The sequence below is a fragment of the Calothrix sp. NIES-2098 genome (genome assembly GCF_963875125.1).
GTDB lineage: Bacteria > Cyanobacteriota > Cyanobacteriia > Cyanobacteriales > Nostocaceae > Aulosira.
This window is the reverse complement of record NZ_CAWNKJ010000001.1, coordinates 6,083,366-6,098,473: the sequence shown is the minus strand read 5'-3', so window position 1 is coordinate 6,098,473 and position 15,108 is coordinate 6,083,366. Positions and strand designations below refer to the sequence as shown.

At 42.9% G+C, this 15,108-nt stretch carries 9 protein-coding genes; 6 read left to right on the top strand and 3 right to left on the bottom strand.

Going from position 1 to position 15,108, the window contains the following annotated elements:
• Positions 1-18: 18 nt before the first annotated feature.
• Both AACU33_RS25550 and AACU33_RS25545 read right to left on the bottom strand, forming a co-directional pair.
• On the bottom strand, positions 19-2,220 hold the full coding sequence (locus AACU33_RS25550) for an AMP-dependent synthetase/ligase (RefSeq protein WP_096591868.1): 2,202 nt from the start codon (positions 2,218-2,220) through the stop codon (positions 19-21).
• Between the two features lie 431 nt (positions 2,221-2,651).
• Positions 2,652-3,551, bottom strand: a complete 900-nt coding sequence (locus tag AACU33_RS25545; protein ID WP_096591866.1) for an alpha/beta hydrolase — start codon at positions 3,549-3,551, stop codon at positions 2,652-2,654.
• A gap of 813 nt (positions 3,552-4,364) precedes the next feature.
• On the opposite strand from AACU33_RS25545, the gene AACU33_RS25540 reads away from it, so the two are divergent.
• From AACU33_RS25540 to AACU33_RS25525, 4 genes are all read left to right on the top strand, one after another.
• Positions 4,365-4,577, top strand: coding sequence for a type II toxin-antitoxin system VapB family antitoxin (locus AACU33_RS25540; RefSeq protein ID WP_096591863.1), 213 nt, complete (start codon positions 4,365-4,367; stop codon positions 4,575-4,577).
• A complete protein-coding gene (gene vapC / locus AACU33_RS25535) occupies positions 4,564-4,962 on the top strand; it encodes a type II toxin-antitoxin system VapC family toxin (RefSeq protein ID WP_096591861.1) in 399 nt (132 codons plus the stop codon). The genes AACU33_RS25540 and vapC overlap by 14 nt, the downstream gene beginning before the upstream one ends.
• Positions 4,959-5,393 (top strand): hypothetical protein, encoded by a 435-nt coding sequence (locus tag AACU33_RS25530; protein WP_096591858.1) that lies wholly within the window; start codon positions 4,959-4,961, stop codon positions 5,391-5,393. Before vapC ends, AACU33_RS25530 begins: the two co-directional genes overlap by 4 nt.
• Before the next feature lie 264 nt (positions 5,394-5,657).
• On the top strand, positions 5,658-9,770 hold the full coding sequence (locus AACU33_RS25525) for a HEAT repeat domain-containing protein (RefSeq protein WP_096591856.1): 4,113 nt from the start codon (positions 5,658-5,660) through the stop codon (positions 9,768-9,770).
• 166 nt (positions 9,771-9,936) lie between these two features.
• Here AACU33_RS25525 and AACU33_RS25520 read toward each other — a convergent pair whose 3' ends face one another.
• The gene (locus AACU33_RS25520; RefSeq protein ID WP_096591853.1) at positions 9,937-12,675 is read right to left on the bottom strand and encodes a DUF3536 domain-containing protein; all 2,739 of its coding nucleotides are present in this window, start codon (positions 12,673-12,675) and stop codon (positions 9,937-9,939) included.
• Positions 12,676-13,565: 890 nt separating this feature from the next.
• Between AACU33_RS25520 and cax the strand changes: the two genes are divergently transcribed.
• Entirely contained in the window at positions 13,566-14,657 is a 1,092-nt protein-coding gene (gene cax / locus AACU33_RS25515) for a calcium/proton exchanger (RefSeq protein ID WP_096591851.1), read from the top strand.
• Positions 14,644-15,000, top strand: a complete 357-nt coding sequence (locus tag AACU33_RS25510; RefSeq protein ID WP_339376284.1) for a peptidoglycan-binding domain-containing protein — start codon at positions 14,644-14,646, stop codon at positions 14,998-15,000. Before cax ends, AACU33_RS25510 begins: the two co-directional genes overlap by 14 nt.
• Positions 15,001-15,108 lie beyond the last annotated feature (108 nt).

Here is a 15,108-nt window from a genome sequence, read left to right as displayed (position 1 = left end):
TTCCAAGAAGTCTAATTGTTATGAATTGAGCGATCGCGCAAATGCAGGACATGAAAATGTCGGATTAGCAGGACATAACTCATCTATTTTTTCTATCTTGACATCCCCATGTCTTTGCGTTCTCTTTTCTTCATACATTGCATTAATTTCTTGAGCAAACACCTCGGTAATTTTTGCTCTATTTATCTCCTGAGTTGATGTCAGCAGCCCATTCTCTATAGTGAGTTTGGTATTAATTAGCTGGAATTTTTTCACTGTTGACCAATGAGGTAAGTGACAATTCGCTTCATCGATTAATGCTTGATATAAAGCGATAATACAAGGATGTTCCAGCAAATCTTCGGTAGGTAAATCTATACCAATTGCTAAAGTCTGCTGACGTAAGTTTTCTAAATCTGGAAAAATCAGCATGGCACAGAATTTACATTCCGAACCGATAGTAACGGCGTGTGCTACTAGGGGAGATTTTTTGAGTTTGCTTTCTATTGGTTGGGATGTGACATACTTACCTGTGGAGAGTTTAAAACGGCTTTTCTTCAAACCAGTAATTTTGAGAAAGCCTTCCGGTGTAAATTCTCCTAAGTCGCCTGTATGTAACCAACCTTGAGCATCAATTAGTTGCTGGGTAGCTTCGGGGTTTTTGTAATAGCCTTGAGTGATGTAAGGACTTTTTGTGAGAATTTCTCCATCTTCAGCGATCGCAACTTCTACACCAGCAATCGGTACGCCTACAGTTCCTGCACGGTTGAATTGACTGCGATTACAAGCTACTGCTGAACTCGTTTCGGTTAAACCGTAGCCTTGGAGAATTTTGATTCCCGCTGCTGCAAAGAGATTCACAATTTCTGGTTTTAAGGCTGCACCACCGCTAAGTAGGTATTTGATATTACCGCCAAAAACCGCCCGCCATTGCAAAAATACTAACCTATCTGCAACTTTCAACATCAAAGCATCTTGACGTTGTGGTGTTTTACCCAATTCATATTTTTGGGCTAATTTTACTGCCCAGTTCATCATCGATTGGGATAGGGGAAAATCAAGTTGTCGCGTTGAGATAGCGTTACGTCGGGACAGTAAATGTGTTTTCAGGGTTCTTCCTGTGGTGGACAACCGGACTGTGGCTTCCCGCAAGGTAGCAAGCGCTGTTTTTCCTTCCCATGCGGTTGGAAACCTGAAGGGTAAGATGGTAATGCGCTGATGCGGTAAGTTTATCCGTTTCTCCGGTTCTTTTTTTCGCCGTGTTTTCGTTTTCTCTCCTATTTCTATCAGCTTGCTATAAACTTTTTCTAATAGCAAAGGAACTGTAGCAAATATTGTGGGTTTGACTTCTTTCAGATGTTTTAATACCCGATTAGAATTGCTGAAATAAATGCTATGGCCATAGTTAATATGACCGTAAACAAAGACACGGGCTAAAACATGGGTTAATGGTAGAAATGAAAGAATTACCTCCTGCGATCCAAATGCTAAATCAGGAATACCTGTAAACATTGCTAGTGCATTCGCCGAGAGATTTTCATGGGTGAGCATTACCCCTTGAGGTTCTCCCGTAATTCCCGGAATGTAAATAATAGTTGCTAAGTTATCAGCTGTTAGGTTGGATTTGAGTTCTTTTACAGTCAATTCAGAATTTTTGGTTCTTCCTTGAGAGCGAATTTGCTCTAATGAAAAGACTTCAGGTAATAGATGGGATGATATCGGTTCTGCGTCCTTCATCCGCATCCCCTTGTCAGCTTGTTGATGCCAATCAATAGGAACATCCACAACTATTATTGTCTGGAGATAAGTTGAATTTTCCAGGTAGGGAATAATTTGAGCAAGCAACTCTAGATTGGAAATAATCAGCGCCTTTGCTTGTGTGTGCTGCAAGATGAAAATAATGTGTTCAATTGTTTGGGTTAAATCAATTGGCACATTTACCAAACCTGCGAGTAAGGAACCCATGTCAGCAATACAAAAGTTGATATCGCTGTGCATGAGTAAAGCAATACGATCGCCTTTTTCTAGCTGCAAATCTAGCAAACCCAAGGCTAATTCCACCGCAGCCGTGCGTAATTCGTGATTAGATACAGGTTGCCAGCCCGTGTCTGTAAACTGGTTGAAAGCGCGAGGGTTGGGGGTGCGATCGCACGCTTCATCTAATAAAGAAGGCAAAGTACGCCCTAAGACTACTTCTCCTGAGTTGGGAGGCGCTCTATAAGTCTTATCTGTAGATAACATTTTATCCAAGAAGAGTTTCTTACTCTTCCCCTCGTTATCATTTATTAATCGTTAGTTATCAGATGTTTTTGTTTACTATTCACTGATAACTAATATGGGTATGAGGAACTTATTTTCCTGTTTCCCAAATTTTTTATTTTGAATAAAAATGCTCCAAGTCTCTGTTGAATTAACCATTCTCTTCAGATACTTGAGCGCAGCCTCATGCCAGATAGGTAATATTTAAGATGCCGACTTCTAATACCTAAATCCTGACAAATGCCAATTTTCTCCTTCCAATTTGGTATCTCTTAAAGACAGAATCAGTGTTTTTTAAGACTTAGGGTTATTTCCTACCTAATGCCTTAAACTAAGCTCTTCTGTACTAATAATAATGTAGATCGTGTTGGGGATCAACGACAACCTTTGTATCTTTTTCGCAAAGAAAGCCATCAATGAGTAATATTTTCAGTGTGTAGGCTAGGTATTTTTATCATACATTTGGATGCTTGATTGTTGAGATCTCCGTCCAAATGCTTTTCTAGCCAATTCTCTAAATCTACTAGTATTTTATGGTAATTGTTATCTATGTGAAAGTCATGATAGTCTCCAGGATACTCATAGCTTTCTTTGTCGGGGTAAGTTACCTTTTGGAAAAACGCTATGCTACCTTCTGGCGGTGTAATTTTATCGCCAGTACTATACATAATTAACAACGGGACTTGTAACTCTGAAGCATGAGTTGTCACCCATTTTTCGGTAGTGAAAAACTCGGCGGCTAGTCGCGCACTACCATACTCATGGCGTAATGGGTCTTCGTTGACAACAACATTCGGGCCGCGTAAATTTGTGCCTTTATCCAGACCGACTTTCAGGCTAAAGTTTGGCCAAACTTGTGAAAGCATTCGCCCTAAGGCTACTTTTAGCAGTGGTAGGTTAACTTTGCCCAAAGCGGGTGCTGTGAGGATTAATCCTTGCAAGCTTTGAGGAAAGCGCAAGGCATAATCTACAGCGATCGCGGCTCCTAAACTGTGACCCCACAAAAAATATGCACAGCCCGATCCGCGTTCTTGAATGCGTGTTAAGAAGGTGTGCAAATCTTCGCGCAACTCTGCCCAAGAATTAATATGTCCCCGTTGTCCGGGCGATCGCCCATGTCCTCGCAGGTCAAAAGCGTAGACAGCATAACCTAAAGGTAGTAAATGCTGTACGGCATCTTGGAATAATCCACTATGCGCTCCGAACCCGTGTACCATAGCAATCACTGCCCGTACTTCCCCCTCTGGCTGCCAGCTTTGGTAATAAAGGTCAAGACCTCCTGCTCCTGTAAAGGTTCCTTCGATGTGTGTCATTGCAGTACCTACCAAATGCGTTTTTTTAGAATTTATGTCTCAAGACGCAATTGGAGATTGTTGTGTGTAGTTGATGCGATTAGTAGCTGTAATTGTATAGTCAGCGCTTAATTGCTGACTACAAACTTTGACAACTAATCTACTATTACCTAGTTAAAACTTGGCCATGAGTAGATATAATCTTGCCCGCTTGGTCGCTATTTTACGGCGTTTGCCGATATTATTAGGCTAGGATTTAACGTAAGTAAAAATGCTGGTATTAACAATCTACGTTTTGAGACCTTGATACAAATTGATAGAGAAATTTGTTCAGTCTCAAGACCTAAGTTTTAGAAGTCGTTGTGCATCTTGTTATATTGTATTAATTCTATTCAATTCAATGGAATGTCTCAACAATTATTAGTGCTGAATCTACCTTAAGTAGTGTGATGGCAAGTTGATTATCGCAGATAGAAATATATATAAGGACGCAGTGAGATAGAAATGCGAGGACGCGGGGAATGAATATTTCAATGAATAGCGATCGCATTGCATCCTTTATCAGCCAGTTCAATTACAACTTCCCGAATTTCCTCTGCCTTACTTCTACTTCCAAATTTTATGAGCGATGTCTGACAAAAAGCTACTAGCCTTTACGTTTAAGCGTGACAGTACGCTTAAGAACGCGAGTCCAGCTACCATAAACACGAGAAGTCACTGAAATTAAGATAAAGTACAATACTGCGCTAGTTAAACGTGAGATCGAGTTTCTCGAAAAGATACGATAGATTTAAGATCAATTGCGCTTGAAGCTAATTCTTCCATAGTCAGCTTATGCAAATTACTCTCAATCTGGACGAATCTCTTCTTGATGAAGCCTTACAGCTTACTCAGATTACCAACCAAGAAGAACTAATTAGCCTAGCGCTGCAAGAATTTGTGCGATCGCGTCGCAAGAAGAATCTTCTCGATCTCGCTGGACAAATTGAGTTTGCTTCGGACTTCGACCATAAAGCACTGCGCGAAACTCGTCATGCTGCTGATTGATACATCGGTTTGGATTGGCGTATTTCGAGATCGCAGCGGTCAAGTTCGTCAACACCTTGAAACTCTGATTGCCGATCGTGAAGTGTTCCTCACCCGATTCACTCAGCTGGAATTGCTTCAAGGGAGTTTAAACGAGCAAGAATGGACTCTCCTCTCTACTTACCTAGAAACACAAGATTATATTGAACTTACACCTAATTCCTGGCAGGCTGCTGCTCGCATTTACTATGACTTGCGCCGCCAAGGACTGACAGTTCGCAGCCCAATTGATTGCTGCATCGCTCAAGCTGCACTGGAAAATAATCTACTTTTGATTCACAACGATCGCGACTTTGAAACAATTGCCCAAGTGCGAGTATTTCAACACCTTCGCTTTCAACCTTGAACCTTGAGAGTTTCATTGACGGAGCTAAAAGCCTCGCTGACGGAGCTAAAAGCCTCGTTAATGGAGCTAAAAGCCTCGTTAACGGAGCTAAAAGCCTCGTTAATGGAGCTAAAAGCCTCATTAACGGAGTAAAAAGCCTCGTTAATGGAGTTAAAAGCCTCGTTAATGGAGCTAAAAGCCTCATTAACGGAGTAAAAAGCCTCGTTAATGGAGCTAAAAGCCTCGTTAATGGAGCTAAAAGCCTCGTTAATGAAGTAAAAAGCCTCGTTAATGGAGCTAAAAGCCTCGTTAATGGAGCTAAAAGCCTCATTAGAGATATTCAATTACAAAAATACTGCAATTGTAGGGGCAAGGATGCGATCGCATATCTGTCTCACCAAAAAACTTTCTCCGCCCTTGCTTCACTCATCGAAGATAGCGCCTCACCATGAGATGCAGTATAAAATTCTATCATCGCCCGTAGGGGCATCGGCACTGCCGTGCCCTGGAAATTGTATGAGACTCAACCAATAACTCCTATAATTTGTATTTTTTGTCTCCTGAACGCAATTTTACGCCACCTCCAGTAAAACGCCGTCAAGCAACCTCAACATCACAATCTGGTACGTTAAACTTCTAATAAGCTGAGTTGTCCTCGAAACTCAGCATTCAGCACTGCTGACTCGCTACCTAAGCTCCCCATTTTCTCACGCCCTATGGTCAACTGGACTGGCTATTTAGAATCGCTCTGCAATGATGAGAAATACGTAAAATGCTGGAATGCTTACACGCTAACAGATGTAATTGGACACCAGCGAGTTGAACAAGAGCGATCGCTCTTACTGCTGGATTTTATGGTGGAGACTGTCAAGCCAGCTAAGGGAGAACCCAACGCAGCACAGGAGCAAACTGAGCGATTAGATGTGCTGGCAGGCTTGCGGAAGTATGCTAAAGAACACGTATTACTAGTAGGGCGGCCAGGTTCCGGGAAATCTACAGCCTTAGCGCGTTTATTGCTAGAGGAGTCCCAATCCCGCCGAGAAATGAATTTCCCGGCTAATAGCGAAAGTCGTCTCAAGACGACTGAATCTCCTACTATCAGTCCGTTTCAACGGACTTCAGCTATGAGACAGGGAATTCATTCCCTGGCGGACTCACGGATTCCTGTGTTGGTAGAGTTGCGCTACTACCAAACTTCCATACTGGATTTAATTCGAGACTTCTGCAAGCGCCATCGCCTACTGCTGGATACTGCAACCATAGAACAACTGCTATTTGCTGGCGACTTACTGCTGTTAGTCGATGGTATCAACGAATTGCCCTCAGAAGCAGCGCGACAAGACTTGTATAAATTCCGGCAAGACTACCAAAAAACCACGCCGATGATATTCACCACGCGGGATTTAGGCGTGGGGGGCGATTTGGGCATTACCAAGAAGCTGGAAATGCAACCCCTGACAGCAGAACAGATGCAGCAGTTTGTCCGCGCCTATCTCCCAGAACAAGGTGAGCAGATGTTGCAGCAGTTGGGCGACAGGTTGCGAGAGTTTGGGGAAACGCCACTGCTGCTGATGATGCTCTGTTCTTTATTTAAAGCCACAGGTGACATACCGCCTAACTTGGGTTTGGTGTTTCGCCAGTTTACCCAAAGCTATGAGCGTCAATTTCGCCAAGATATCCCAGTTACAGATGAGTCCCGGCGCTGGTGGTTCTCGTTATTAAAACATCTAGCTTTCCACATGACCAAAGGGGATAAGCTGACAGACTTAAATGTTGCCATACCCAGGTCAGAAGCAGAAGAAGTTTTAACCCAGTTTTTGAAAGCTGAGAAATTCGATCGACCCCGTGATAGAGCTTTACAATGGCTGCAAGATTTACTCAACCATCACTTAATTCAACTTGGTGCAAATGAGCAAATTGAATTTCGCCACCAACTAATTCAGGAATATTACACCGCCGAATGTTTGCTCACGCAGTTACCAAGCTTTAGCGATGACTGTCTCAAGCGAGAGTATTTAAATTATTTGAAATGGACAGAACCCCTGAAATTGATGCTGGAATTGGTGCATGATGAGGCGCAGGCGTTACGAGTGGTGAAGTTAGCTTTAGAGGTAGATTGGCAATTAGGGGCAAGGTTAGCGGGTGCAGTTAAGTCTGAGTTCCAGCAGCAGACAGTTAATTTAGTTGCTGAGTTAGAAATTCCTCTGTTATTTAAAATTCATCTGTTAGGTTTAACGAAATCAGAAAAAGCAAATCATCTTTTAATTAAATTACTAGAATATGAAAACTATGATGTGCGTAGAAGTGCGGCATCTGCCCTGGGAGGAATCAAATCAGAGCAGGCAATTCCAGAATTAATTAAATTACTAGAATATGAAAACTATGATGTGCGTAGAAGCGCAGCATCTGCCCTGGGAGAAATCAAATCACAGCAGGCGATTCCAGAATTAATTAAATTGCTAGAAGATGAAGACTCTGATGTGCGTAAAATTTCCGCATCTGCCCTGGGAGAAATCAAATCACAGCAGGCGATTCCAGAATTAATTAAATTACTAGAAGATGAAGACTCTGATGTGCGTAAAATTTCCGCATCTGCCCTGGGAAAAATCAAATCAGAGCAGGCGATTTCAAAATTAATTGAATTACTAGAAAATGAAGACTTTGATGTAATAATTAATGCAGCGTATGCCCTGGGAAAAATTGAATCAGACGTGGCAATTTTAGGATTAATTAAAATGCTAGGATCTGAAAAACTTGATGTGCAGGTTAATGCAGCATTAGCGTTGCGAAACATCAAATCAGATATAGCCGTTCCAGAATTAATTAAATTGCTAAAATGTGAAAAATTTATGGTGCAGTTTAATGCAGCATTTGTCCTAGGAGGAATAAAATCAGAGCAGGCGATTCCGGGATTAATTAAATTGCTCGAAGATGAAGACTCTGATGTGCGTAAAACTGCCGCATTTGCCCTGAACGAAATTAAATCAGAGCAGGCGATTCCGGGATTAATTAAATTACTAAAAGATGAAGACTCTAATGTACGTTCTAGTGCAGCATCTGCATTGGGAGGAATAAAATCAGAGCAGGTGATTCCGCAATTACTAAAATTGCTAGAAGATAAAGACTCTAATGTACGTTCTAGTGCGGCATCTGCTCTGGGAGGAATCCAATCAGAGCAGGTGATTTCGCAATTACTAAAATTGCTAGAAGATAAAGACTCTAATGTACGTTCTAGTGCGGCATCTGCTCTGGGAGGAATCCAATCAGAGCAGGTGATTCCGCAATTACTAAAATTGCTAGAAGATAAAGACTCTAATGTACGTTCTAGTGCGGCATCTGCTCTGGGAGGAATCCAATCAGAGCAGGTGATTTCGCAATTACTAAAATTGCTAGAAGATAAAGACTCTAATGTACGTTCTAGTGCGGCATCTGCTCTGGGAGGAATCCAATCAGAGCAGGTGATTCCGCAATTACTAAAATTGCTAGAAGATAAAGACTCTAATGTACGTTCTAGTGCGGCATCTGCTCTGGCAAGAATCCAATCAGAGCAGGTGATTCCGCAATTACTAAAATTGCTAGAAGATGAAGACTTCAATGTGTATTATTTTGCGGCATCCGCCCTGAAAGAAATCAAATCAGAGGTGGGGATACCCCTGCTTATGAATCTGCTCAAAAATGAAAAATTTGTAGCAGCAAATAATGGATCTACGCTAGTTCATGCTCTACAAGCACTTGAAGCAACACAAGAAAACTGTAAATACTACAACTCTTTTACTCAACCAATTACTAAGGCAAAACCCCAGCTTATTAAAGCTTCCTTAATGTACATCCTCCACCTCTCCGACCTGCACTTTAGCACACCCAATCAAGCCCAACTTTGGTCTAACCAACTAGCAAGCGATTTGCTAAACGAACTCAACATTCCTCACCTTGATACCCTCATCCTCTCCGGCGACATCGCCAACTACTGCACCCCGGAAGAATACCAAATCGCTGAAGAATTTCTCGCCCACCTCCGCCAAGAATTCACCCTCAACCCCGATCAAATTATTATCGTTCCCGGTAATCATGACCTGAATTGGGGTCACGCAAAAAAGGCTTACCAACTAATTGACCGTGATGAATATGACGGAGAACTCAAAGAAGGCGAATATATCCAAGAAAGTGCAAGTGTAATTCGGGTGCGAGACGAAGAAAAATACAAACAGCGCTTTACCAATTTCAGCAACTTCTACCAAGCCATCAAAGGTAAATCCTATCCCCTGGAATATCACCAGCAATACACCCTCGATTATTTCCCTAACCAAAACCTGCTGATACTAGGGCTAAACTCCGCTTGGCAATTGGATCATCATTACAAATCCCGTGCCAGCATTAACATGAATGCACTCAGCAACGCCCTCAGTGAAATTCGCCGCAATCAAGAATATAGAAACTGCATTAAAATTGCTGTTTGGCATCATCCCCTAGACAGTGCTGGCGATGACAGCATCAAAGACCAAGGCTTTATCGAACAGTTAGCCGTCTCTGGGTTCCGCTTCTTTCTCCACGGACATATCCACAAAGCCGAAAGCAGCCAATACCGTTACGACCTCAGCACCAACGGGCGCAAACTCGATCGCATCTGTGCGGGTACATTTGGCGCACCAGTCCGCGAGTGGGTTCCCGGTTATCCGCTGCAATACAATCTGCTGAAGTTTGAAGGCGATAAGTTAACAGTCAACACCCGCCGCCGCGAAGAACTCAACGGTGCTTGGAAACCCGATGCACGTTGGCTAATGGGCGTAGGGCAAAATCCGTTACCTTATTATGAAATTTCTTTGGGTTAGTCAGAATTGAGAGATAAAGAACCGCAAAGACGCGAAGGGCGCGAAGGAAGAGGGAAAGAAGAAAAGGACTAACTTTTGAATCTCTCTTCTTTTTCTTCCTTCTTCGTGTACTTCGCGGACTTCGCGGTTCGTTCTTTAACCCCCTCAAAATTAACGCGATAAACTACTAGCGCAACTGATTGACAATGCCACTCGTATCAATAGCTAACTTTTGTCCTAGCTTGAGCAAGCGATCGCATTGATAAGTACCTCGCCCATTATTAATACTAGACATACACAGCGGTAATATTTGCGTGTGCAAGCAGCTAAAGTACAGTTCTTGGGATCGATGCAGTGAAATACCAAAGTTTAGCTGATATCCCACATCAATCAACCGTTCTAAGCATTGCATATCTGCATCTAAGCTGCTATTGGGATCGTGTAACAATTGCCAAAGCAACCGCGTAATCAACTGTTCTAATATCTGCTTTCCTTCAGGAACATCCAACTGACAGCGCAGATGCTTGGCTTCGTTGGCGATCGCTTCTAATTCTACGATGTGATTGAGAGTTAATTGCGGTTCGGCGATATCTTGCTCAAGCGATCGCAATGTTGTCAGACAGCGATATCCTAAGGCAATCTCGGCTGCTACTTGCAATTCTCGCGGCACAGCTAATTCATCGCGGTGAAATGCGGCAATCACGCCGTAATTATCGCGATATGCTTGGGTATAAAGCTGGTCTAAACGTGTCAGTGTTTCTTGACTCAGCAGCCGCATAATCCGGTGGCGTTCTTCGGCAAAGAGATTTTGCAAGCTAAAGGTTTCTTCGCCAAATAGCTGGGTCATGATCAAGATGGTTTGCGCCGCACTCGCTTGTTGCAGCGAAGCAAACAGCTTTTCTTTGATTTGGCTGTAGTCGCGTCTTCCGGTAAATGGTTGAATGCAGCAGTGGAAATCCCAGCCGCCTAAATGCAGCACTGCAAATACTAAATCTTCGCTTTCCCAAGTAATATCTGACACTAGCCGCAAATGGCCAACCGCCAAAGTTAGCGATCCCATACGTTGCAGTTGGTAATCTAATTCATTTGCGGTGTAGCAGTAAACTCGTTTTTGGGAAACATGGGGATGTTTGCCATTAGTATCTTGTCCAGATAGAAAATTACGGATCTGTGCTGGTTGATGGTTGGCAAACAGAGAAGTAATGGCGTAGTGCGAAGCTACTTGTTGACAACTAATCTGGGCAGTCAACACTAGTTGGCGATACACTTCCGAACCGTGTTTGAAATGGTCAACGTTACTGGGGGCTAAACCCAGGCGTTTGAGGAAACCTTTTTCTAACTGTACGCCCGCTACATCCCCAGCTAATTCTAAAGCACGGGCAGCATAACGGAGAATCTGCGTCCCTTCCGGGCGGGAAAGTTCTTCAAAAAACCATCCACAACTGGTAAACATCAACAAAGCATGACGCTGCATTTCTAATAAACGCAAAGCGTCTACTTGTTCGGCGGCGGTGAGTTTGTGGGTTTGATGGCGAGTGAGAAAACGACTAACATTGCTAGAAGAGCGATCGCGAATTACTTGAATATATTCATCTCTTGCTAGCCAGGGATCGCGGAATATTTGCTTACCGTATTCTTCATACACTTCAATTAGTTGATCCCGCAGCCAATTTAAAGCATTGCGCAGCGGACGACGCCATTTTTGATGCCAAACACCGCCTTCACCACCGCAACCACAGTCATCTTGCCATCTATCGACACCGTGGGCGCAACTCCAAGCAGTGATGGGCTTTAATTCTACTTCCCAAGTGGGAGTGTTTAAACTCAGGTAATGTGCATAGTTGGTTACTGTCCAACCGTGATTGGGAAACTCTCCGGTAAAAGCGTAGGCGAGAGTTTTCTCAGTTCCTTTCTTATGATGTCCAAAGGTTTCGCCATCAGTGGCGACAGAAATTAATTGCGCCGGACGATGATCCCCGCGCACTGCTGAACCGATGCGTCCCGCAAAGTGACTGGAACTATAGACAACATCACTAAAACCCATATCCCGCGATATCGGCCCATCGTAGAAGAAGATATCAATGTAGGGTAATCCTTCTACAGATTCTGCATCATCCAATGCACCTTTAGCATCGCTGTGGTGAATTGCATTCAAAGGTGAAGATGCAATGCTGAGTTCGGGCTTCAAATAGCAACGATAAGGACGAGTGGGATCGATCTGACTACCGCCAACTTCGTGCCATTCAGGGTGGGGATCGTCTTTTGTAGGGAGAAGACGACAACGCTGTGCTTGCGATGGTGCGAGGACAATAAAGCGAATTCCTTCAGACACCAAAGCTTGAAGAGTGGCATAGTCTACAGCAGTTTCCGCCAACCAAATACCTTCGGGATCGCGGCCAAAGCGGGAACGGAAGTCTTCTTTACCCCAGCGAATTTGGGTATATTTGTCGCGATCGTTGGCGAGGGGCATGATGATGTGATTGTATACTTGCGCGATCGCATTACCATGACCGTTCAACCGTTCGGAACTCTTAACATCTGCCTCTAAAATTCGCTGATAAACCTCGACATCGTAGCGTTCTAGCCAGGACATCAGCGTGGGCCCGATATTAAAGCTCATATACTCGTAATTATTCACGATATCTATGACTTCGCCCCGATCGTTTAGCACCCTAGCAAAGGCATTTGGCCGATAGCATTCCCAGTGAATTCGTTCGTTCCAATCGTGGAAAGGTGCAGCACTCGGTTGGCGTTCAATCGCGTCCAGATATGGATTTTCCCTTGGTGGCTGGTAAAAGTGACCGTGCACGGTGACATATACGCCCGTTGCAGTTCTCAGGGGATCGCTTTGGGGAGTATGTCTGGGATCGTATTGTGACGTGAAAGATGAGCCAGAACTAGCTGGCAGTTCAGCAGCAGAAGTCATGTATATTTATCCAAATCAAAAAAACTTGTAGTTGTGCCAAAAAATGGGTCTGTTAACCTTTATTCAGGAGCTTGAATCCAAAATCCGTACCGATAACAACTTATAGGTATACAGCCAAAGTTCTGCGAAAGCGGTCTTAGTATAGCGGGAAATCTGCGTTATCGCACAGACCTTTCCCAAAAGTCATCAAAATTATTAGCCATCGAATAACTCCTGATTGGGAGCTTATGCTGTTAATAGCGCCAATAAATTTAATTGTCTTTTAATATATTAAACCGCATTTCTACAGTAAAATATCGCTCCCAAGTCATAGTTTTGCTACGAAACATTGCTAAGTCCACACAATGCGCAATATTACATTACATATCTCGCTGGAAAATGGGAACCGTAAAATCTCGGAACTACTTCCTGAGGATATTTAAAGTCAGCCACAAGTTCGCTCCAGCAATAGTTAAGGCGATGTAGTAAGTGCTTTAGCAGTCTTTTCATTCTTAAAGTTTTGACTAAGAATCATGACAAGTCTGGGCACAATAAAAAGGCTAACTCAGGTTCCTTTGTTAGCCTTTGAGCAAAAGGAAACAATTGTTTGATGTCGAGCGCAATTTGAGATGCGATCGCAGCTACTACCAATCACTTGCTAAAACAAAACCTGCATCTTAGCATAATTGCCATCAACACAGCTTTTCATAGCTATTAGTAATAAGTGCTACACAGATGCTAACCTTTTTGTTCAAAGCAGTTCTCCTACTGGGGAAAGAACTTCAGCCCTCAACCAGGGTTGTACAACTGAGGCTGATTTCTTCCAGCTTCATGATGTCACAGTCAATATTCCCGATGAGTATAGACTATACAGACATCTGTGACTAAATACCCTCAACTTAAAGTGACCAATGTCAGTTAAAAACATTATTTTTCTCGTTTTGTTACTTTTTATCCCAGTTTCCTTAGCAGCTCACTTTTTAGAGTGGGGAGACTTGATAGTTTTCATTACAGCTGGGTTAGCAATTTTGCCTTTAGCAGCTTGGATGGGTACAGCCACAGAAGAAATTGCTGTAGTAGTTGGCCCTTCCTTAGGGGGGTTGTTAAATGCCACTTTTGGTAATGCTACGGAATTAATTATTGCTTTAGTGGCGCTGAAAGCTGGACTAGTGAATGTAGTTAAAGCCAGTATCACAGGATCGATTATCGGTAATTTACTCCTAGTGATGGGTCTTTCTATGCTTTTAGGAGGATTACGTCATAAAGAACAGACATTCCAGCCAATTGTGGCGCGGGTAAATGCTTCAGCTATGAATCTGGCGGTAATCGCGATTTTGCTACCTACAGCAATGGATATTACCTCCAAGGGGATTGGCAGACCAACTCTACAACATTTCTCTGTTGCTGTTGCCATAGTATTAATCTTGGTTTACGCACTCACGCTGCTATTTTCGATGAAAACCCACGCCTATTTATATGAAGTGGGAATGGTAGAAGCAGAGATAGACGAAATTCCCCATAAAAAACCAAATCTCTGGTTATGGAGTGGTGTACTGCTAATATGTACGCTCTTAGTAGCTCTAGAGTCGGAAATGCTAGTTGATTCTTTGGAAGTTGCTACATCGCAATTAGGCTTGACAGCATTATTTACTGGGGTAATAATTGTCCCGATTGTGGGTAACGCTGCGGAACACGCCACAGCAGTCACCGTAGCCATGAAAGATAAAATGGATCTTTCTCTTTCGGTAGCTGTGGGATCGAGTATGCAGATTGCTTTATTTGTTGCACCTGTTTTAGTAATCGCAGGCTGGATATTCGGTCAACCGATGGATTTAAATTTTCAACCTTTTGAATTAGTAGCTGTTGCTGTAGCTGTGTTGATTGCCAACAGCATTAGTTCTGATGGTAAATCCAATTGGCTAGAAGGCACGTTATTATTAGCTGCTTATACAGTATTGGGCATAGCTTTCTACTTCCACCCAGTCATTGATGGCATCGGTTAGTTACCAACAAACAGCAACTTTATTAGCGATCGCTTACACTTTAATCGAGAGCGATCGCTATTTTATTCCACATTACCTGAGAATTATGGAAACACATCCAGATCGAGCACAACCTTTAAATACCGCAGCTACCGCTAACCGCAGTCTCCCAACTCTACGTTTTGGTGATTCAGGTGATGCTGTCAGAGTGTTACAAAGGTTGCTATTAAATAATCGCTATGCTGTGAAAGTTGATGGGGTTTTTGGTGCATTAACTGAAACTGCTGTTAAAGCTTTTCAAAACCAGCGAAATTTAAGTGCAGATGGAGTAGTCGGTTCTCGCACTTGGCGCGAATTAACATAAGTCATAAGTTTAAGTATGTATCCTCTATCTTGTTCGCCCCAAAATTCAACGAATACATTAATAGAGGTGAAATATACAAGTACTTGACGATAATTTATATACTGCGAT

What these genes read in the sequence shown, in the direction of transcription:
- AACU33_RS25510 (WP_339376284.1), top strand. Translation starts at nt 14,644, where the DNA reads ATGGCATCGGTTAGTTACCAACAAACAGCAACTTTATTAGCGATCGCT.
- AACU33_RS25545 (WP_096591866.1), bottom strand. Translation starts at nt 3,551, where the DNA reads ATGACACACATCGAAGGAACCTTTACAGGAGCAGGAGGTCTTGACCTT.
- AACU33_RS25525 (WP_096591856.1), top strand. Translation starts at nt 5,658, where the DNA reads ATGGTCAACTGGACTGGCTATTTAGAATCGCTCTGCAATGATGAGAAA.
- cax (WP_096591851.1), top strand. Translation starts at nt 13,566, where the DNA reads ATGTCAGTTAAAAACATTATTTTTCTCGTTTTGTTACTTTTTATCCCA.
- vapC (WP_096591861.1), top strand. Translation starts at nt 4,564, where the DNA reads ATGCTGCTGATTGATACATCGGTTTGGATTGGCGTATTTCGAGATCGC.
- AACU33_RS25550 (WP_096591868.1), bottom strand. Translation starts at nt 2,220, where the DNA reads ATGTTATCTACAGATAAGACTTATAGAGCGCCTCCCAACTCAGGAGAA.
- AACU33_RS25520 (WP_096591853.1), bottom strand. Translation starts at nt 12,675, where the DNA reads ATGACTTCTGCTGCTGAACTGCCAGCTAGTTCTGGCTCATCTTTCACG.
- AACU33_RS25540 (WP_096591863.1), top strand. Translation starts at nt 4,365, where the DNA reads ATGCAAATTACTCTCAATCTGGACGAATCTCTTCTTGATGAAGCCTTA.